This window comes from Pseudomonas sp. PDM27, assembly GCF_019219205.1.
In the GTDB taxonomy this organism is placed as follows: Bacteria; Pseudomonadota; Gammaproteobacteria; order Pseudomonadales; family Pseudomonadaceae; genus Aquipseudomonas; species Aquipseudomonas laurylsulfatiphila.
Genome location: NZ_JAHUWF010000010.1, coordinates 242609 through 263159 on the forward strand (window position 1 = coordinate 242609; position 20551 = coordinate 263159).

Annotated in this window: 17 protein-coding genes; 5 read left to right on the forward strand and 12 right to left on the reverse strand. The window is 61.1% G+C overall.

Annotated elements, in window-relative coordinates:
- Positions 1-41 precede the first annotated feature (41 nt).
- Genes fdhE through fdnG form a run of 4 tightly spaced genes read right to left on the reverse strand, consistent with a single transcriptional unit; the run spans position 42 to position 5635 of the window.
- The gene (fdhE, locus tag KW838_RS21140) at positions 42-968 is read right to left on the reverse strand and encodes a formate dehydrogenase accessory protein FdhE (protein ID WP_218503434.1); all 927 of its coding nucleotides are present in this window, start codon (positions 966-968) and stop codon (positions 42-44) included.
- A 3-nt stretch (positions 969-971) separates the two neighbouring features.
- Complete coding sequence (locus KW838_RS21145; protein ID WP_218503437.1) at positions 972-1637, reverse strand: formate dehydrogenase subunit gamma; 666 nt, start codon at positions 1635-1637, stop codon at positions 972-974.
- Positions 1634-2569: a formate dehydrogenase subunit beta gene (gene fdxH / locus KW838_RS21150; protein ID WP_218503440.1), complete on the reverse strand. Its 936-nt coding sequence runs from the start codon at positions 2567-2569 to the stop codon at positions 1634-1636. The genes KW838_RS21145 and fdxH overlap by 4 nt, the downstream gene beginning before the upstream one ends.
- A complete protein-coding gene (fdnG, locus tag KW838_RS21155; RefSeq protein WP_218503450.1) occupies positions 2570-5635 on the reverse strand; it encodes a formate dehydrogenase-N subunit alpha in 3066 nt (1021 codons plus the stop codon).
- A 332-nt stretch (positions 5636-5967) separates the two neighbouring features.
- Between fdnG and KW838_RS21160 the strand changes: the two genes are divergently transcribed.
- Both KW838_RS21160 and KW838_RS21165 read left to right on the forward strand, forming a co-directional pair.
- The gene (locus tag KW838_RS21160) at positions 5968-7122 is read left to right on the forward strand and encodes a MalY/PatB family protein (RefSeq protein WP_218503458.1); all 1155 of its coding nucleotides are present in this window, start codon (positions 5968-5970) and stop codon (positions 7120-7122) included.
- Positions 7123-7453: 331 nt separating this feature from the next.
- Positions 7454-8815, forward strand: a complete 1362-nt coding sequence (locus KW838_RS21165; protein ID WP_102701376.1) for a sodium:proton antiporter — start codon at positions 7454-7456, stop codon at positions 8813-8815.
- Here KW838_RS21165 and KW838_RS21170 read toward each other — a convergent pair.
- The 3 genes from KW838_RS21170 to KW838_RS21180 are packed head-to-tail and all read right to left on the reverse strand — an operon-like array spanning position 8793 to position 14678.
- Positions 8793-10712: a PAS domain-containing sensor histidine kinase gene (locus tag KW838_RS21170; protein ID WP_218503460.1), complete on the reverse strand. Its 1920-nt coding sequence runs from the start codon at positions 10710-10712 to the stop codon at positions 8793-8795. The genes KW838_RS21165 and KW838_RS21170 overlap by 23 nt on opposite strands.
- A 16-nt stretch (positions 10713-10728) precedes the next feature.
- Positions 10729-13014, reverse strand: a complete 2286-nt coding sequence (locus KW838_RS21175; RefSeq protein ID WP_218503461.1) for an ATP-dependent DNA helicase — start codon at positions 13012-13014, stop codon at positions 10729-10731.
- Positions 13011-14678, reverse strand: a complete 1668-nt coding sequence (locus KW838_RS21180; RefSeq protein ID WP_218503463.1) for a VRR-NUC domain-containing protein — start codon at positions 14676-14678, stop codon at positions 13011-13013. The genes KW838_RS21175 and KW838_RS21180 overlap by 4 nt, the downstream gene beginning before the upstream one ends.
- 195 nt (positions 14679-14873) lie before the next feature.
- Between KW838_RS21180 and KW838_RS21185 the strand changes: the two genes are divergently transcribed.
- On the forward strand, positions 14874-15098 hold the full coding sequence (locus KW838_RS21185) for a YgdI/YgdR family lipoprotein (protein WP_218503470.1): 225 nt from the start codon (positions 14874-14876) through the stop codon (positions 15096-15098).
- 137 nt (positions 15099-15235) lie between these two features.
- Positions 15236-15907: an MliC family protein gene (locus KW838_RS21190; protein WP_218503471.1), complete on the forward strand. Its 672-nt coding sequence runs from the start codon at positions 15236-15238 to the stop codon at positions 15905-15907.
- A 45-nt stretch (positions 15908-15952) separates the two neighbouring features.
- On the opposite strand, the gene KW838_RS21195 is transcribed toward KW838_RS21190, so the two are convergent.
- From KW838_RS21195 to KW838_RS21210, 4 genes are read right to left on the reverse strand one after another with little or no spacing between them, the layout of a single operon-like run.
- Positions 15953-17038, reverse strand: a complete 1086-nt coding sequence (locus tag KW838_RS21195) for a polyamine ABC transporter substrate-binding protein (protein WP_102701370.1) — start codon at positions 17036-17038, stop codon at positions 15953-15955.
- Positions 17039-17082: 44 nt separating this feature from the next.
- A complete protein-coding gene (locus KW838_RS21200) occupies positions 17083-17424 on the reverse strand; it encodes a cupin domain-containing protein (protein WP_015095054.1) in 342 nt (113 codons plus the stop codon).
- Positions 17425-17467: 43 nt separating this feature from the next.
- On the reverse strand, positions 17468-18874 hold the full coding sequence (locus tag KW838_RS21205; RefSeq protein WP_218503472.1) for an FAD-binding oxidoreductase: 1407 nt from the start codon (positions 18872-18874) through the stop codon (positions 17468-17470).
- A 52-nt stretch (positions 18875-18926) separates the two neighbouring features.
- Positions 18927-19742 carry an AraC family transcriptional regulator gene (locus KW838_RS21210; protein WP_104447171.1) on the reverse strand — a complete coding sequence of 272 codons (816 nt, stop codon included), beginning with the start codon at positions 19740-19742 and terminating at the stop codon, positions 18927-18929.
- A gap of 265 nt (positions 19743-20007) precedes the next feature.
- Here KW838_RS21210 and KW838_RS21215 point away from each other — a divergent pair, with 265 nt between their 5' ends.
- A complete protein-coding gene (locus KW838_RS21215; RefSeq protein WP_102701366.1) occupies positions 20008-20280 on the forward strand; it encodes a DUF1652 domain-containing protein in 273 nt (90 codons plus the stop codon).
- A gap of 110 nt (positions 20281-20390) precedes the next feature.
- On the opposite strand, the gene KW838_RS21220 is transcribed toward KW838_RS21215, so the two are convergent.
- Positions 20391-20543 (reverse strand): hypothetical protein, encoded by a 153-nt coding sequence (locus tag KW838_RS21220; RefSeq protein ID WP_256358931.1) that lies wholly within the window; start codon positions 20541-20543, stop codon positions 20391-20393.
- Positions 20544-20551 lie beyond the last annotated feature (8 nt).

The following is a 20551-nucleotide window of genomic DNA, read 5'->3' on the forward strand; positions in this document are numbered from 1 at the left end:
TGAAAACGAATGACCCTCGCGCCAGAGTGTAGACGCTGGGTTTATTCGTCTCCCGGCGCCAGCAGCAGATTCGGCGCCAGGCGCTGATAACCGTCCTGGGCCAGACGCATGTCGAGCATCAGGCTGGACAGGTCGGCCGACAACGCTTCGGCATCCGCATCGTTTTCCAGATAGAGCAACTTCAGATAGCTGTTGCAGCCGGGGCAGACTTCGGCGCGCAACGGCGCCTGGTTGGCGGCATGGCGATCATCTTCAAGGCTGAGGTATTCCAGGCCCTTGCTCTGCTCGCAATACACGCACTTGACCCGCACCACGTGCCACTCGCAGGCACACAGCGAACAGACCAGATAACGCAAGCCGTTGTGCTTGCCGCGATGGCGGATGACCCCGGCCATGGCCGGCGAGCCACAGGCCGGGCACTGGCTGAGGCTGTCGCCGGGGGTCAGTGCCAGGTTCGGCGTACTCAACAGCCAGTGGCTCCAGGCGGTCTGCAGCGCCGCACCGAGAAACGGCACCAGCGCCGCCGGTACCAGCGAATACTGGCCGCTGACCAGTGCCACCGCCCAGGCACGGCGTTGCCCGGCAGCGGCCAGGCGCAAGGTGTCCACGGCATCGGCCACGGCAGATTGTGGCGGTGCGCCATAGCGCTGCAACAAGGCATCGAGGTAAAGCTGCCAGTCGTCTTCGCGCGCCAGGCTGTCGGCCGCAAAGGGCGGCAAGCCATGCTGCTGGCACAATTCGATGCGTTGCCGGTCCAGAGGCTCACCAAGCGGCGGGTCGTCCAGCACCTGTTGCTGCACCCGGCACAACCCGGCAATCAGGCGCAGGTAATCGGCCAGCGGGTGCCCTTCGGCCAGGGTATCCAGACGCTGGGCGCGCAGGCTGAACAGGTCAGGCGGTGGCAGGTACAGAAACGGCGGCGAACTGGCCGCCGCTTCGATTTCTCCAGGTTCGAGGATGGTTGGCAAATGTCAGCCCTTTTTGGTGATCGGTCGCGTAGGAGATTCGTCGCGGGTCTCATCTTGAGTCACTTGGCGATACCAGAGTTCGTGGTGCTTCCTGGCCCAGCCGCGGCTGACCCGGCCGTGCACCATGGCGCTGACCGAGCCCTTGATCCAGATGCCGGCGTAAATGTGCACGATGATGCTCAGGATCAGCACGAAACCGGCCAGCGCATGCAGCAACATCGCCCAGCGTATCGCGGTGATGCCGAAATACTCGCTGAAGTAGGCACGCCAGATCACCAGCCCGCTGAACAACAGCACCAGCATGCACAGCAGTAAAGTCCAGAACAGCAGCTTCTGCCCGGGGTTGTATTTGCCGATGGGCGGGACGCCCTCCTCTTCATTTTTCATCACCCGGTCGATGCGCCTGAGCCACAGGCGGTCGTTGGCGATGAAATAGTTGGCGCGCCAGAAGCGAAACACCAGGCCCAGGAACAGCAGGAACATCAGCACGCCCATGAACGGGTGCAGGATGCGTGTCCATGGCCCGCCGCCGAACAGGTTGCTCAGCCAGAACAGCGCCGGATGGAACAGCGCCAGCCCGGACAGCCCCGCCATGAGGAACAGAATCGCCACCAGCCAGTGATTGGTGCGCTGGTTGCTGGTGTAGCGCAGGATCGTCTTGTTGCTCATGGCCTGCCCTCCCCACGGGGATCGTAGGTATGCACCGACGGATCGACTTCGTGTACGGCGTTGTCCGGCGGCTCGGGATGTTCATCCTCTTCGACGATTTGCGGGCCGACGCGCACATAGTGGAAGAACCCGGCCAGCACCGCCGCGCCCATGGCCAGCAGCGCCAGGGGTTTGCTGATGCCTTTCCACAGCCCCACCAGCGGGCTGATCGCCGGATGATCGGGCAAGCCGGCGTACAGCCGTGGCGTATCGGCATGGTGCAGCACGTACATCACGTGGGTTCCGCCGACGCCTTCGGGGTCGTACAGGCCGGCGTTTTCAAAGCCGCGGCTTTTCAGATCGACGATACGTTCGGCGGCATGCTCCTTCATGTCGTCCTTGGAGCCGAACACGATGGCACCGGTCGGGCAGGTTTTCACACAGGCCGGTTCCAGCCCGACCGCCACCCGGTCCGAGCACAGGGTGCACTTGTAGGCCTTGTGATCCTTTTGCGAGATCCGTGGAATGTTGAACGGACACCCGGTGATGCAGTAACCACAGCCGATGCAGTGGTCCTGATCGAAATCGACGATGCCGTTGGCGTGCTTGATGATCGCCCCGGGGCTGGGGCATGCCGCCAGGCAACCGGGTTCGGCGCAGTGCATGCAGCCGTCCTTGCGGATCAGCCACTCCAGGTTGCCGGCGTCGGTCTCGTGCTCGGTGAAGCGCATCAGCGTCCAGGTTTCGGCGCTGAGGTCCTGCGGGTTGTCGTAGGTGCCGTGGTTATGGCCGACCTCATCGCGCAGCTCGTTCCATTCCGAGCAGGCAACCTGGCAGGCCTTGCAGCCAATGCATTTGGTGGTATCGATCAGCTTGGCGACTTCCTCCATGCCGCGCACAGAGGGCGCGGGTGTGGTGGTGGCCGAGCGGGCAATGATGTCTTGGCTGGCCATTTAGACTTTCTCCACGTTGACCAGGAATGACTTGGATTCCGGGGTCTGTGTGTTGCCATCGCCGAGGAACGGCACCAGGGTGTTGGTCAGGTAACCGTGCCGCGTGAGCCCGGTAAAGCCCCAGTGCAGCGGAATGCCGATCTGGTGCACCACCTGGTTGTTGACCTGCAGCGGACGAATCCGCTTGGTCACCACCGCCACCGTTTCAATGAAGCCACGCTTGCTGCTGACCCGCACCCTGTCGCCGGCGACTATGCCTTTTTCCTTGGCCAGCACTTCACCGATCTCGACGAACTGCTCCGGTTGGGTAATCGCGTTGAGCTTGCAATGCTTGCTCCAGAAGTGGAAATGCTCGGTCAGCCGGTAACTGGTGGCGGCGTATGGGTAATCCTTGGCCACGCCGAGGGAGTCCCACACCGAATCGAAGATCCGCGCTGCCGGGTTGCTGGTGGCTTTCTTGTTTTGCGGGTGCAGCGGATTGATGCCGATCGGGGTCTCGAACGGCTCGTAGTGCTCGGGGAATGGCCCCTCGTTCATCTTGTCGACGGCGAAGAATCGCGCCACGCCTTCGGGGTTCATGATGAACGGATTCATCCCCGCTTCCGGCGGCACGTCGGCCTTGTAGTCCGGCACATCGGTGCCGGCCCAGGCTTTGCCGTTCCACCACACCAGGCGTTTTTTCGGATCCCACGGCTTGCCCTGCAGGTCCGCCGAGGCGCGGTTGTAGAGAATCCGCCGGTTGGCCGGCCAGGCCCAGGCCCAGCCCTGATGCTGGTGCATGCCGTACGGGTCGTTATTGTCGCGGCGGGCCATCTGGTTGCCCTGTTCGGTCCAGCTGCCACAGAAAATCCAGCAACCGGACGCCGTACTGCCGTCATCCTTGAGCTGGCCGAAACCGGCCAGTTGCGTATTGGCCTTGATCGCCGCACCGGTGGCGTCGGTGAAGTCGGTCGTCGCCGAGCCGTTGATTTCCTTGGCCAGTTCCTCCGGCGAAGGTTCGTCGGGGATCTTGTACGGCCACGTCAACTTGAGCAGCGGGTCGGGATACTTGCCGCCATCGGCCTGATAACGCTGGCGCAGACGCAGGAACAATTCGCTCATGATCCGCACGTCGGTGCGCGCTTCGCCAGGGCCGTCGGCGCCTTTCCAGTGCCATTGCAGCCAGCGGCTGCTGTTGACCAGCGAACCGTCTTCCTCGGCAAAACAGGTGGTGGGCAGGCGGATCACTTCGGTCTGGATGTCGGCGCTATTCACGTCGTTGTACGGCCCGACCTTTTGCCAGAACTCGGAAGTCTCTGTGGCCAGTGGGTCCATCACCACCAGCCATTTCAGCTTGGCCAGTGCCGCCATCACGCGGTTTTTATCGGGCAGCGCGGCGATAGGGTTGAAGCCCTGGCACATGTAGCCGTTTACCTTGCCTTGCCCCATCAGGTCGAACACCTTGAGGATGTCGTATTGGGGGATGTCCAGTTTCGGCAAGTACTCGTAAGCCCAATTGTTCTCGACTGTGGCATTGGCGCCGTACCAGGACTTCATCAGGCTGACGTGGAACTTGCTGTAGTTCTGCCAGTAGGACAGTTGCCCAGGCCGCAACGGCTTCTGCGTGCGCTTGACGATGTAGGCGTTGTAATCCTGTTCGGCATCGCCAGGTAGCGTGAGGTAACCCGGCAGCGAGTTGGACAACAGCCCCAGGTCGGTCAGCCCCTGGATGTTGGAGTGCCCGCGCAAGGCGTTCACGCCGCCGCCCGGCATGCCGACGTTGCCCAGCAACAGTTGCACCATCGCCGCGCTGCGGATCATCTGGGCGCCAATCGAGTGCTGGGTCCAGCCCAGCGCATAGAGGATGGTCATGGTCTTACCCGGTTGCGAGCAAGTGGCGATTTCCTCCCAGATTTTCTGCATGGCATCGACCGGCATGCCGCAGATCTGGCTCGCCAGTTCCTTGGTGTAACGGCTGTAATGCTGCTTCATCAACTGATAGACGCAGCGCGGGTCCTGCAGGGTCGGGTCGACCTTGGCAAAACCGTCTTCACCGAGCTCATAGCCCCAACCGGATTTGTCGGTGTACAAGCGTTTGGCCGCGTCGTAGCCGCTGAAAATCCCGTCCTCGAAGCCATAGCCGGCTTTGACGATGAACGACACGTCGGTGTAGTTGCGCACGTACTCGTGCTGGATCTTGTCCTCGGTCAGCAGGTAGTTGATCAGCCCGCCCATGAAGGCGATGTCGGTGCCGGTACGGATCGGCGCGTAATAGTCCGCCACCGAGGCGGTACGGGTAAAACGCGGGTCGACCACGATCAGCCGCGCCTTGTTGTGCGCCTTGGCTTCGGTCACCCATTTGAAGCCGCACGGATGCGCTTCTGCTGCGTTGCCGCCCATCACCAGAACCAGATTCGCGTTGGCGATATCGGTCCAGGTATTGGTCATGGCACCACGGCCGTACGTCGGGGCAAGACTTGCCACCGTCGGGCCGTGTCAGACACGCGCCTGGTTATCGAACCCCAGCATGCCGAGGCTGCGCACCACCTTGTGGGTGATGTAGCCCGCTTCATTGGACGCCGCCGATGCCGCGAGGAAACCGGTGGTCAGCCAGCGGTTCACCGTTTGCCCCTGCTCGTTCTTCTCGATGAAGTTGGCGTCGCGGTCGGCCTTCATCAGGTTGGCGACGCGATCGAGGGCTTCATCCCAGGAGATGCGGGTCCATTCGGTGCTGCCGGGCTTGCGCACCTGCGGGTATTGCAGGCGGCCGGGACTGTGAATGAAATCCAGCAAGCCCGCACCTTTGGGGCACAGGGTGCCGCGGTTGACCGGGTGGTCGGCGTCACCTTCGATGTGGATGATGTTTTGCGCGACATTCTTCGCCGCATCGCCCTGGCTGTACATGATCAAGCCGCAACCGACCGAGCAATACGGGCAGGTGTTGCGGGTTTCATGGGTGTGGGCGAGCTTGAAGTGACGCACCTGTTCGGCAAAGGCAAGCGTCGGGGCCATGCCCAACGCACCCAGGCTAGAGCCTGCAAGGCCGATACCGGCGACCTTGAAGAACTGACGACGGCTGAGATCCATCGTGCACTCCTGATCAGGTGGAACCCGGTACATGGCCGGGCTTTTTCGAACAACCACGGTCGCGGCAGTCTGGCTGCCGACAGTTGAATTTTAGACAGGGCTGTCGAATTCGCCATGAGAACCGACCGTCGGGCAACGGCCATCCGCCACTCGTCACCGTGCTCCGTGACCCTGTAGGAGCTGCCGAAGGCTGCGATCTTTTGATCTTGATCTTAAAAAACAAAGTCAAAAGATCGCAGCCTTCGGCAGCTCCTACAGAAGCAGGCTCGCTCCTGCGGGGATTGGCGCTTATCATGGCCGGCATGATTAACCGGCCTTTACGAGATTTGCGCATGACTTTCGATTTTGATCAGGTGTTCGACCGCCACCACACCGGCAGTACCAAGTGGAGCCGCTACCCGGCGGACGTGTTGCCGATGTGGGTCGCCGACATGGATTTCGCCGCGCCGCCGGTGATCATCCAGGCCCTGCAAAAACGACTGGAACACCCGATGGTCGGTTACAGCGTGGCCCAGGATGATCTGCGCGCGGCTATCGTTGCCGACCTCTGGAACAAATACGCCTGGCGTGTCGAGCCCCAGGAGTTGATTTTCCTGCCGGGTGTCGAGTCGGGCTTCAACATGGCGTTGAAGGCCCTGGTACAGCCGCCGCAGAACGTCGTTGTGCAGGTGCCGAACTACCCGCCGCTGCGCCACGCCCCCGGACATTGGGGCCTGAACAAGGTCGAACTGAATTTCGATGCGCAAGCCGATGGCACCTACAGCACGCCGCTGGATACCCTGAGCCAGTCGTTGCAAGGCGGTGGCGCACTGCTGCTGAGCAACCCGCACAACCCGTTGGGCAAGGCTTTCCCCCGCGCAGAGCTGCAAGCCATTGCCGACATTTGCCTTGAGCATGATGCCTGGATCATTTCCGACGAGATCCACGCCGAGTTGTGCTTCGACGGCCGCCAGCACATTCCGATGGCCACGCTGAGCCCGCAAGTCGCCCAGCGCACCATCACGCTGATGTCGGCGAGCAAGGCCTACAACATCGCCGGCCTGAAGACCTCGTTCATGATCATCCAGGACCGCCAGCTGCGCGAGAAGGTCAACCACGCCCGTTGCGGCATGGTCGACAGCGTCAATCCGCTGGGCATGGAAGCCACCCGCGTCGCCTACAGCGAAGCTGCGCCCTGGCTGGCCGAACTGAAGGTCTACCTGCAAGGCAACCGCGATTTTCTCGCCGACGCGGTACGCACCCGCCTGCCGGGCATCACCATGAATCTGCCGCAAAGCACTTACCTGGCGTGGCTCGACTGCACGGCACTGGGGCTGGACGACCCGCAGCAGTTCTTCCTCGAACAGGCCAGGGTCGGCTTGAGCGCCGGCCTGGACTTCGGCGATGACTGCAAGCAGTTCGTGCGCCTGAATTTCGGCTGCCCGCGCTCGCTGCTCGAAGAAGGCATCGCGCGAATGGAGCGCAGTTTGCGTCATCTCAAGGCCTGATCCAGCCCCTCGACAACAACCGGGATCCCTGTGGGAGCGAGCTTGCTCGCGATGAACGCCAGCGCAACGCGTTTATTCAGACAGAACGCGTTATCGTTGACGTCCATCGCGAGCAAGCTCGCTCCCACAAGTCATCTGCATCGCGCGGATGGAGCGCAGCTTGCGCCATCTCAAGGCCTGATCCAGCCCTCGACAACAACCGGGATCCCTGTGGGAGCGAGCCTGCTCGCGATGAACGCCAGCGCAACGCGTTTATTCAGACAGAACGCGTTATCGTTTACGTCCATCGCGAGCAAGCTCGCTCCTACAAGGTTGTTTCGGGATCCGGACCATGAGCTTCATTACCTGGGTGGCGGTGTTGGGGGCTGTGTTGCTGACGCTGGCACTGACCTCGTCGTACCTGCGCTGGATGCCGGTCACCACGTCGGCGGTGTGTCTGGTGCTGGGCGTCGCCATCGGTCCGGTGGGCCTGGGTTTGCTCAGGCTGGATGTCAAGGATGCCGCCTCCTGGATGGAGCATCTATCGGAAGTAGCGGTACTTTTTTCGCTATTTGTCTGCGGGTTGAAGTTGCGCTTGCCCCTGGGCGATCGCCGATGGCGGGTGGCATTTGCCCTGGCGGGACCGGTGATGATCCTGACCATTGCCGGTGTAAGCCTGTTACTGCATTTCGGGTTTGGGTTCCCGTGGGGGCCGTCGCTGTTGATCGGGGCGATTCTGGCGCCCACCGATCCGGTCCTGGCCTCTCTGGTACAGGTCAGCGATGCCAGGGATTACGACCCGGTCAGGTTCGGGCTTACCGGTGAGGCCGGTTTCAACGATGGCATTGCATTCCCCTTCGTCATCCTCGGCTTGTTGTTTCTGCAACACAGTGACAATACAGGTGCCTGGCTCGACGGCTGGGCACTCAAGCGCCTGCTATGGGCCGTGCCCGCCGGACTGCTGACCGGTTACTGGATGGGGCGCGGCATTGGCCGCCTGACCTTGTTCATGCGCATCAAGAATGCCGACAGCACCTTCTCACCCAATGATTACCTGGCCCTGGCCCTGATCGCACTGGCCTATGTCGTGGCCGAAACCATCCAGGGCTACGGGTTTCTCTCGGTGTTTGCCGCCGGCCTGGGCTTGCGCCAGGCCGAGGTCAAGACAAGCGGTGACACCCACGCACCGGCCGAGCATCTGGTCCAGGCGGTGGTCGGTCATCAGCATGTCGAACCCGAAGCGGCCGTGGCCGGCAACGTGGACCACCTGGAAGACACGCAAGTCGCTGCCGGGATCATGATGGGCGACATGCTGTCGTTCGGCAGCCTGGTGGAGCGGGCCATGGAAGTGTTTCTGGTCACCTTGCTCGGGGTCGTGCTGGTTGCACACTGGGACTGGCGGGCTCTGGTGCTCGCCCTGGTGCTGTTCGGGTTGATTCGTCCGCTGGCGGTCTGGCTGATGCCCTGGGGTTCGCTGCTCAACGGCCCGCAACGCTGGTTGATCGGCTGGTTCGGCATTCGCGGCATCGGCAGTTTCTACTACCTGTTCTACGCCTTGAACCACGACCTGTCGCCTTCGGTGGCCACTTTGTGTGCCGACCTGACGCTTTCGGTGGTGGCCCTGAGCATTCTGGTCCACGGCATCAGCACCCAGCCGATGCTGGCCCGCTATGAACAGCACAACCGCCGCGTCACTTCATCGCCAAGGCAATGATTTCCACCAGGTTGAGTTGGGTAAAAGGTTTCGACAGACGCGGCAGATGCGCAGCAAAGCCTTCCAGCCGCTCGGCATAACCGGTGGCGAGGATGATCGGCACGTCCGGTCGCATGCTCCTGATGGCATTGGCCAGTTGTGCCCCACTCATCTGTGGCATGGCCATGTCGGTGATGACCAGATCGATCTGCGGCTCACTGTTGAACAGCTCCAGCGCCCTGGCACCGCAAGGCGCACTGATGACCCGATGCCCGAGGTCCTCGAGCAGCAGGCAGGTGCTGGTCAACACCAGACTGTCATCGTCCACCACCAGCACGCGCAGGCCTGGTCCCGTCACGGCCGGCGCTGCGGCGACCGGTTTGACGGGGGAATCCCCGGTGGCGACCGGCAACCAGAGTTCGGCGGTGGTGCCATGGTCCTTCTGGCTTTTGAGGATGAACCGTCCGCCCAGTTGTTCAATAAAACCGTGAACCATCGACAACCCCAGGCCCGTGCCTTTACCGACGCCCTTGGTGGTGAAAAACGGGTCCATCGCCGAGACCAGCGTGGTTTCATCCATGCCCTCGCCGGTATCGGCAATGCTCAGGCAGACGTAACTTCCCGGGGCCAGGGATGAGGTGGCGCTGTCGATCACTTCACGGTTTCTGGCGCTGAAGCTGATGGTCCCGCCGTTGGGCATGGCGTCACGGGCGTTGGTGGCCAGGTTCAGTACGGCCAGTTCCAGCTGATTGAGGTCCGCCAGCACTGGTTGGAGATCGTCAGGAAAGTGCGTGTCGATTTTCACCGAAGGCCCCAGGGAACTGCGCAACAGCCCGGAAATGCCTTCCACCAAGGCCGGTATCCGCACAGGTTCCGACTTGAGTTCCTGGCGTCGGGCAAACGCCAGCATGCGCTGGGTCAGGGAAACGCCGCGCAAGGCACCCTGGGTTGCGTTGTCGATCAAGCGGGTTATTTTGGGGTTGTCCGTCACCCGTTTGCGCACGATTTCCAGATTGCCGAGGATCACCGTCAGCAGGTTATTGAAATCGTGGGCGATGCCGCCACTGAGCTGGCCGATGGCCTGCATTTTCTGCGCCTGGAACAAGGCCTCCCGGGTTTGCTCCAGCACCTGCTGCGCATGCGTGACGTCAGTGATATCACGGGTAATCTTGGCAAAACCGAGCAAGGTACCGGTGTCACCCCAGATCGGATCGACGATGACGTGTGCGAGAAACCGCGTACCGTCCTTGCGCATCCGCCAGCCCTTGTTTTCAAAGCGCCCTTCACGCCTGGCGATGTCCAGCGTCCTTTGTGGCTCGCGGGCCTCGCGATCCTCCGGGGTATAGAAGATCGAAAAATGCTGGCCAATGACTTCTTCCGGCAAGTAGCCCTTGATGCGCTGGGCGCCAAGGTTCCAGTTGCTCACGCGTCCGTCCGGCGAAAGCATGTAGATCGCATAGTCGGTAACGCTCTGCACCAGCAGGCGGAACTGCTGCTCGCTTTGCTTGAGGATTTCCTCGGCCACTCTTCGATCGGTCAGGTCGCGGGTGATCTTGGCGAAACCCAGCAAGGTGCCCGACGGGTCGAAGATCGGATCGATGACCACATGGGACCAGAAATGGCTGCCGTCCTTGCGCACCTGCCAGCCTTCTCCCTCGAAACGCCCTTCACCAAGCGCCGTGTCCAGTGTCCGCTGGGGCAAGCCGGCACGGCGATCCTCATCGGTGTAGAAGCGCGAGAAATGCTCACCGAGGATCTCGGCCTCTTCATACCCCTTGAAACGCCGGGCGCCGGCATTCCAGCTGGTAATGATGCCGTTTGGATCAATCATGTAGATCGCATAGTCGATCACCGCATCGATCAATAGCCGAAAACGACCGTCTTCGATGGCACTGACCTTGGTTCGATCTTCGCTCATGGATCCCACCGCTTCATTATTTCTCTGGAGTATGCGTCATGCCGGGAATTTGGAAAGCCCACCAACGCGGCAACAATTGTTTGACCTTGCTCTCGCCAAAACGGTCGTCGATCAACATCACTACCCCTTGATCCTGTTGCGTACGGATGACCCGCCCGGCAGCCTGCACCACTTTCTGTACACCGGGAAACAGATAGGTGTAGTCGTAACCGGCGCCAAAGATGGCGGCCATCCGTCGTTTCAGTTGCTCGTTCACCGGATTGAGCTGGGCCAGCCCCAACGTGGCGATAAATGCGCCGATCAACCGGGCACCGGGCAAATCGATGCCTTCACCAAAAGCCCCGCCCAGTACCGCAAAGCCGACCCCCTGGCCGTCGGCGTGGAACTGGTCGAGAAACTGCTGGCGTTGCACTTCGCCCATGCCCCGGGACTGCGACCACAGGCTGATGTGCGGATGTTTCTCGGCGAGTAGCTGCGCCACCTGCTGCAAATAATCGAAACTGCTGAAAAACGCCAGGTAATTACCGGGGCGCTTGCAGAACTGCCTGGCGATCAGGTCCACGATCGGTTCGAGTGAGGACTGGCGATGCACGAACCGTGTGGAGATCTGGTTGACGATATGCACTTGCAGTTGATCGGCATGAAACGGCGACTCGACGTCGATGCACACCGTGTCCGCCGGCGTTCCCAGTAAATCGGCGTAATAGTGCCGGGGGCTGAGGGTCGCGGAAAACAGCACGGTGCTGCGCGCCGCAGTCAGGCGCGGGCCGATGAACCCTGCGGGTACCACGTTACGCAGGCACAGCTGCGAGAGATTGCGCTTGCGTTCGAGGTCGCGCTTGCTGATGTCGAACAGGAACTGCTCATCGAACAGTTCGGCCACCCGGCAAAACTGCAGCATGTCGAAGTAGAAGCCTTGCAGTGCGCTGTCCAGCCCTTGTGGGTGATCGTTCAGGTAGTCACCGATGCTGGCGCTGCACGATGACAGTGCCTGAAGCAGCTTTTCCGGCGCCTTGTCATAGGCTTGATAGGCGCCGGTTTGCGCGTCATGCAGGGCATTCCACTCGCGGTTGACTCGCTGCATCGGCTTTTTCAGCGCTTCGGGTGCGGTTTTGCGCACAGCGTTGAAGGTCGCCTGATCGAGGCTGGCGCTGTACATCTGCCGGCCGCGCTCCACCAGGTTGTGGGCTTCGTCCACCAGTACCGCGACCTTCCAGTGATTGGCCTGGGCCAGACCGAACAGCAAGGCGCTGAAATCGAAGTAATAGTTGTAGTCGGCAACCACCACGTCGGCCCATCGCGCCATTTCCTGGCTCAGGTAATAGGGACAGACGTCGTGTGCCAAGGCAACCTCGCGCAGGGCGCCCTGGTCCAGCAGGCTCAGTTGACTGGCCGCCTCTCGCGCGGCCGGCAGGCGATCGTAGAAACCCCGGGCCAGTGGGCAGGACTCACCGTGGCAGGCTTTGTCCGGATGTTCGCAGGCCTTGTCCCGGGCAATCATCTCCAGCACCCGCAACGGTGGCGCATCGGCGCTGGCAAGCATCACTTGCGCGGCGTCCAGGGCCAGCTTGCGTCCCGGGGTTTTCGCTGTCAGGAAGAACACTTTGTCCAGCTGCTGCGGTGCCAGTGCCTTGAGCATGGGAAACAGGGTGCCCAGGGTCTTGCCGATTCCCGTGGGTGCCTGCGCCATCAGGCAGCGCCCTGTGCTGACGGCCTTGAACACCGACTCGGCCAGATGGCGCTGCCCCGGCCGAAAGTCGGCATGGGGAAAGGCCAGGCGCTGCGCCGCGAGATTGCGCCCGTCACGGTGGACGACTTCCTGTTGCGCCCATTGCAGGAAGCGCGCGCAATGCTGGTCGAAGAACTGTTGCAGCTGCAGGGCCTCGAAGGGTTCGACCAGGCAGGTTTCCTTTTCGCTGACGATGTCGAAATACACCAGCGCCAGGTTGATCCGGGGCAGATCCAGTTGGCGGCACATCAACCAGCCGTAGATTTTCGCCTGGGCCCAATGCAACTGCCGGTGGTTGGCCGGTTGTTTACTCAAGTCCCCGCGGTAGGTCTTGACCTCCTCCAGGCAGTTTTGCCCTGGATCATAGCCATCCGCCCTGCCCTTGACCGTGAAGGTCTGAAACTGGCCCTCAAGGGCGACTTCACTTTGGTAACCCTCGCTGCGCCGCGAGGCCACCGTGCGGTGCCCGACAATGCCCTCCAGCGCAGTGGGCGACGGCGTGAAGCGCAGGTCGAGGTCGCCGACCTTGGCGGTGAACTCGCACAGCGCCCGCACCGCAATGCTGTAGCTCAAGCGTCCTGCTCCGCCCATTGCACGTAGCACACGGCAATGGGCATCTGGTGTTCATGGCAGAACTCCAGCCAGCGCAACTGGTTGTCCTGCAGGCGATCGCCCGGGCCCTTGACTTCGATCATGCGGTAGGTCTTTTGCTCCGGCCAGAACTGGATCAGGTCCGGCATGCCGGCGCGATTGGCCTTGATGTCCAGCAAGAGGCGGTTGAACCAGTGCCTGAGATGCTCGGCGGGTAGGCAATCGAGGGCTTGCTCCAGCAACTCTTCGCTGAGCACGCTCCAGAACACGAACGGCGACTGCACACCCCACTTGGCGGCATAACGTTGGCGTATGGTCTGCCGATAGCGCCCGTCTTCGAGTTCGGCCAGGCAGGCCTGGAACAGTTCGGCCCGGCGGGCCTGGAAGTCTTCGCTGAGCAAATCCACCGGCCCGCGCTGGAACGGGTGAAAAAACGCACCCGGCAAAGGCGCGAAGATCGCGGGCCAACACAGCAGGCCAAACAGTGAGTTGATCAGGCTGTTTTCGACGTAGTGGATCGGTGCCGAATCCTCAGCCAGATGCGCCTGAACGTAAAACTCGACCGACACTGCCGGATCGACTCTTGGTAGTTGCAGGTCCAGACGCTGCATTTCCCGAGGCGCCGTCCGCTTGATGGGCGGCCCGCCGAGTTTGCGCCGCAGGCGCGGCAGCACGCGGAGCAACTGCTGGTGTTCGGCGGCACTCTCCGGTGCTTGTTCGGCCTGCTCGGCCAGTTCCAGCGCCAACTCGAACTCCCCGCTGCGCTCCAGCACGCGAATGAGCCGCACACGCGCCCCCGGATAAGCGCATTCGCGGTAGAGATCCAGGGCCATGGCGAAATCCGCGATGCGTTCGCAATACTGGCCCATCTGGAACAACAGTTTTCCGCGCCGACGTTGCAACCAGGGATTGTCCAGCGCCAGGCCCTTGATGCGCCCCGCCACCTCCTCCAGCGCTTCACCGGCTTCGAACTGTTGCTGGTACGCGTGCAGGAGGACACAGGCATCCACGTCGTCGCGGCTGCGCAAGCCGCGGGACTCGGCGCTGAACTCGACTTTTTCGTAGGTGTAGATACCCAGGTCGGCCAGCACGAACTCCGACCAGTCCTGGTACAGGTTGCCGAAGAACATCAGGCGCAGGCGATCGCACAACTCCATGATGGTCAGGCTGAGCAGGCGCTCATCCAGCCACGGGCACCAGTCGTTGAAGCTTTGCGCCTGGGGAAATTGCTCGCTCAGCGCTGGCAGCCAATCGGTTTTCCGGCCTTTGGGTTGATCGATGACGGAGCCGAAGGTGTGGAGGATTTCACCCTTGAGCAGCAGTTCGAACAGTTCCTCGACCGCCAGCGGCATACGCTCGTCGACCCAACCGAGTGCCAACAGCGGGCCGGCGGCGCCGGGGATATCGCCGATTTCGTCGTAATGCAGTTTGCCGGCCCTGAAATGAATGCCCTTGCGCATGACCATTCTGACCAGCAGTGCCTGCGATTCACGGGGTAACCGCTTAAACTCATTAATGAAACGCAGCTCGTCGACGCTCAGCACATCGGCAAAGCGCTGCTCAAGCCAATCAAGCACTTGCATGAAGTTGTTCAAGTAGTAGAACGGATCGTCGAGAGGATTTGCGGTCACTGGAAAATGGGCCATGGCGAGAGGTACTGGTTATGCATACAGATACCAGTTCCACACCGCGTGGCGCAATCGGAAAAGGATAAATGGAGGCGCTGTACGGAATATTTCCCGGGCAGTAGAACTTTCTGCCCCCTGGCGGCACCAACCGCCATAGGCATGCAGTGACAGGCGCGAGCGGATCTACAGCTTCAAAACGAACGGGAGGTGATCATGGACATCAAGACATTGGGTTTACCCCTGGCCGCAGTGGCCCTGCTGATGCTGGCCGGCTGCTCGACGCCGACGGTGGTGACCCTGCAGAACGGCACTCAGTACCTGACCAAGGACATGCCGAATACCAGGACCAAGGACGGGTTCTTTGAGTTCGAGGACATTTCGGGAGCGAAGGTGAAAGTCAGGGCCGATGAAGTGGCGACGATTCGCGAGGAAGACTGACGTTTCTCCTGGCACGATGTGGCAGGTTTCGAGCACTGCCTTACACTCGATAGACCCCGTGCGACCGAATGACTGTGCAACGCTTCGACACAGGCGTTGCAATACGGGCATCACGCATAGACTCAGGTGACGCCGAAATGAAAATGGTCATGCCACTTCTGGCCTCTGTGCTCGCCGTCAGCGCGTGCGTGACGGCGAGCCTTTGTGACGCCGCGACAAAGGCAAAGCCAAAACCCTTGCCAACTTACAAAACCAGTTTCGATTGCACCACGCCCCAGGCATCCGCCGAAAAGCTTGTCTGTCACGACCCTCAGCTGGCGCGCATGGACCTGGAGCTCGATCGTCTTTATCGCCTGGCGCTCACCGACGAACATTCAGTGCCGCGCCCGAATAAAGTCGAGATAGATCATCGGTTCTGGATGGAGTCCCGTAACCAGTGTGGTGCCGGGCCGCAAGCCAAGGGGTGCGTCATCGCCAGTTATGCCGAGCGTGCGTTCCAACTGCGCCAGGGTTCGGCCATTGCCAGAACCAAGGACCCCAGCAGGCTCTCCGAAGGCCCCTTGGCTTATCGTTGCGCAGGGTTTAACCCATTGGTTGCCGCGACCTTCTTTACGGTCGAACCGGGCGTGGTGTTCCTCAAATGGGCCAACGCCTCGGTGACGCTTAACCAGGTGCCGAACAATTCCGGAACCCAGTACACGGGCAAGGATTACAAAGGCAGCTACAGCTTCTGGCAAATCGGCGATGAGGTTTTTTTCCAGATACCCGGCTCAGGCCAGATGAGTTGCGCAGCCGAGCCGGTCGGCTGACAAGGATGGCAACGGGACATCCTGTCCCGATTGCCTGACCGGTCTTCAGCTGCCGGTGCGAATCTTGTTCCACACGCGCGTGCGAACCCGGTCGATGTTCAATGGCATGGCTTCCAGGGCAAAGAGTTTCCCCATCATTTCCGGGCTTGGGTAAACCTTGGTGTCGTTCTTGATCGCCGGGTCGATCAGGCTGTCAGCCTGCTCGTTGCCATTGGCGTAATGCACGTAGTTGCTGACACTGGCCATGACGTCCGGGCGCAGCAGATAGTTCATGAAGGCGTAACCGGCCTTTTCGTCCGGAGCGTCGACCGGCATCGCGACCATGTCGAACCAGATGGCGGCGCCTTCCTTGGGAATGGCATAACCGATGTCGATTCCATTGTTGGCTTCCCTGGCGCGGTTTTCCGCTTGCAGGATGTCGCCGGAGAAACCGACCGCGACGCAGATATCGCCGTTGGCCAGGTCACTGGTGTACTTGGACGAATGGAAATAGCTCACATACGGCCGCACTTTCAACAGCAGGGCTTCAGCCTTCTTGTAGTCTTCCGGGTTCTTGCTGTGGGGCGGCAGCCCGAGGTAGTTCAACGCGGCCGGCAGCAGTTCGGGACCGTTGTCGAGGATGGCCACGCCGCACTTCTGTAACTTCTGCATGTTTTCGGGCTTGAAAATCAAGTCCCAGGAATCCACCGGGGCGTTGTCGCCCAGCACCGCCTTGACCTTGGCAACGTTGTAGCCGATGCCGGTGCTGCCCCACAGGTACGGGAAGCCGTGCTCGTTGCCCGGATCGTTGGTCTGCAAGGCCTTGAGCAATACCGGGTTGAGGTTTTTCCAGTTCGGCAACTGGCTCTTGTCGAGCTTCTTCAGTGCGCCACCCTCAATCTGCCGCGCCATGAAGTGGTTGGACGGAAACACCACGTCGTAGCCGGATTTGCCGGTCATCAGCTTGCCATCGAGGGTTTCGTTGCTGTCATAGACGTCGTAGGTGAAGCCGATGCCGGTTTCTTTCTGGAAGTCTTTCGTGGTGTCCGGCGCGATGTAATCCGACCAGTTATAGATTTTGACGGTTTCGGCCGCCTGACTGATCGATGCAACCAGCAGCAGCGGAGCCAGGGTCAGTGTCTTTCGGAGCATGAGTCGATTCCTGTAGGTTGTTTTTGTTGGCAGGCAATCAAGGATCAGAAAATCAGGACGTAGGTCTTGCGCACGGTTTCCTGGATATCCCAGATACCGAGGCTGTTGGCCGGCAACATCAGTGCGTCGCCCGCTTCTATGTGCAGCGGCTCACCGCCGTCCGGGGTGAAGGTGCAGCGGCCCTGGATGAAGTGACAGAACTCCTGGGCGACGATCTGCCGCCGCCAGCGCCCCGGGGTGCATTCCCAGACGCCGGTCTCGACGCCATCGTCGCGTTCGACGCTGGTGGTCGAAGCCACGGCCACGGGCGTGCCCAGGGGCACGGCGACCGGGTTGGATTCCTCCAGTTTCAGGGTTGCGGTGTGCTTGAATTGCGTGATGCTCATGGGAATACCTGTCGATATGGCCTGTCGATGAAGAGCGCGCCGTTTAGTGCATGAAACCTTCCATGAATCCGGCCACCCCGCTGGCCAGCTTGCGCCGCCAGGGCGCGGTAGCCGGGTTGGCCAGGGTCTGGTCCTCATGGACAAAGCTGCGGATGATTGCGTTGTAGCCGAGCCAGCGAATCGGTTCCGGCTCCCAGGCCCTGAGCGCGTCGAGGCCCCGCTGCGGGATGACCCACGGCTGGCGCACCAGATCGGTGTCGCGCCCCAGGATCAGGTCGGCCAGCGTGCGTCCACCGAGGTTGCTGGCGCCAACGCCCTCCCCGCCGTAGCCGCCGGACAAGGCGATGCCTTTGGCCCGGTCGCAGAGCATGTGCGGCTTGAAGTGCCGGGACATGCCCAGGTTGCCGCCCCAGGAATGAGTGATCTGCACGTTCTTCAACTGCGGGAACAGCTCGCCGAACAGGTAGCGCCGCAGGTCTTTTTCATCCGTGGTCAGCTCGAAGTCGTGGCGCAGCTTGCCGGCGAACTGATAGCCGCCACGGGCGCCAAAGATCAAACGGTTGTCAGCGGTGCGCTGGCCGTACGTCACCTGGCGACTGGCCTCGCTGAACGCCTGGCCACGGCTCAGGCCGATTTCATCCCAGGTGGCCGCCGACAACGGCTCGGTCGCGACGATCAGGCTCTGTACCGGCATCTGATAACGCCCCAGGGGCGGCAAGGTGACGGCGTAGCCTTCTACTGCCGGAACGACCCAGTGACAGCGCACCGACGCTTTCGCCGTGCGCAGGCTGCCGGACTGCCAATGGGTGACCGGGCTGTTTTCATAGATCCTCACCCCCAGGCGCTCCACCATCCGGGCCAGCCCGCGAACCAGCTTGGCCGGGTGGATGGTCGCCACGTGCGGCGCATAGATGCCGCCATAGGGTTTGGCGACGCGGATCTGCTGTGCCAGTTGCTCCGGACTCAACCAGCGATAGTGATTGTCGTCGAGGCCCTGGCGATGGAGATCGTCCAGGTAGTGACGCAGGCTGGTCGCCTGCTCCGGATAACGCGCAGCGCAATACAGCACCCCGCCTTTACGGAAATCGCAGTCGATACCCTCACGTTCGAGGACAATCTCCACTTCATCCGGAATGCCATGCAACAAATCGTAGGAAGCGCGGCGCTGCTGGGCCGGCAGACCAGCCAGCAGGCGGTCTTCACCCAGCAAGTTGCCCATCAGCCAGCCGCCATTGCGCCCCGACGCGCCGAAACCGGCGGTCTGCGCTTCGACAATGGCGATGTTCAGCTGCGGTTTCTGCTGCTTGAGGTAGTACGCGGTCCAGAGACCGGTGTAGCCCGCGCCGATGATCGCCACGTCCACATCCAGGTCCCGCTCCAGCGCCGGACGCGCCAACAAAGGCTCGTCGAGTTGGTCCATCCACAAACTGATAGTGCGCCACGCCGGCATGCAAGACTCCGCCACTGAAAAACTTCGATGGCGTCGATCCTAGTGCGTGGGCTCAGGCGCTGTCTTGCGCGCGTGCACGCAAAGAAATTTGTTTGACGTAAGCCTTGGGTGACTGGCCGGTGTGCTGGCGGAAACAGCTGTAGAACGCCGACAGCGAATTGAATCCGGCGGCGAACGCCAGTTCATCGATACGCAACGGTGGCGTGGCGTCATCCAGTGCCGCGAGCAAGTGTTGCAGGCGCGCCTGGTTGACGTAGCGGTAGAAGCTCTGGCCCAGTACCTGGTTCAACAGATAGGAAATCTGGTTACGGCTGTACCCGCACTCCTTCGCCACCCGTTGCAGGTCGAGCTCCGGGTCAAGATACGGCTGCTGGCGCTGGAAATACTGCTGCAGGTCATCGGCCATGAAGCTCAACTGGCGAGGCGACAGGCCGAGCCGGCTGACCGCCGGGCGCTGGCCGGGGGTAGTTTTGCTGACGGGTTGCTCATGCACCAGCGAAGCGTATTCATTGACCCGCCAGATCAGCCCGTCCTTGACGGTGATCGCCTCGCTGGCGCGGAACGACACCAGTCCTTCACCACCGCGCAGGGTGATGCGGTACTGAATGAAGGCGGTGTTGCCGTCCAGTCGAATACGGTCGGAGTGCTCCAGCGCTTCATCCGGATCCCGGGGCATGCTGCTGCGCACATAGTCGCGCAGTTCGGCCAGGCCCATGACCCGGTTCTGGAAAAAGTCGTTGTACTGGACTTCCGGGTGATAGAGCGCCATGACGCCGTCCAGGTCCCGGTGTTTCCAGCGCAAGTGATAGCGCATGACCGTCTCGCCCGTGGCCTGGGTTTGCAGCGGGCCATCATCCTCGGCGTGCATTGAAAGTCTCGACGGAAAAAACCGAGCTTGCCCAACTTCCGCTTTGTCTTCAACGACTAAACGGATGCGGGCTTCGGGCCGCCAATATCAAGGAAGCGTGACCTGAATCAAAAAAATGGCGGCAATCGCCAAACGACCTGAAAAAACCCCATTCTTTTTCACATTCGGATGCTACTTTTAAAGACTGTCACTGGTTGAGCCATTGAAGGTTCTTCCCTCCTACCATGAGCTAAAGGAAGCGCTCGATAATGAAGGCGGGCAACACATGAATAGAGGGTTCAGTAAGGTCACGTTTCCAAACGCCTGCCAGCTGATGCGCTGGCATTTTCATCCCATGGGTTTCGAGGCGAGCATGGACGCGCCGGGCAGCATGATTGCCCGTCTTTTCGATCGTGCCACTGGCGAGACCATGATCGCCATTGCCGGTATTCCTTGCGCCACCGTCATGAATGCCGCGGATGTAGAACGAATAATCGAAGCGGTGGAGGATGAACTTGAAGCCTTCGTTCCACCGGAGGCTTTCAGGAGTTATGCCTGACGCCTGTCCACTCCCAAAAAAGCCCACATCAAGTGGGCTTTTTGTTGAGCGATGTTCCTTGTAGGAGCGAGCTTGAACTGGTCAACTAATTTTGGACACCAGTTACGGTTTCATGCCGCCAGTTTCTCCATAGCTACCGGCGATCGGTAGTCGTTGTAGCTATGGAGCCTGACGTTGTTGTAACGCATCACATAACGCTGCACATCCACCCGCGCCTCATGTTCCGAGCGGTAGCCATCTTCTGGCACCCACTCGGATTTCAGGCTGCCAA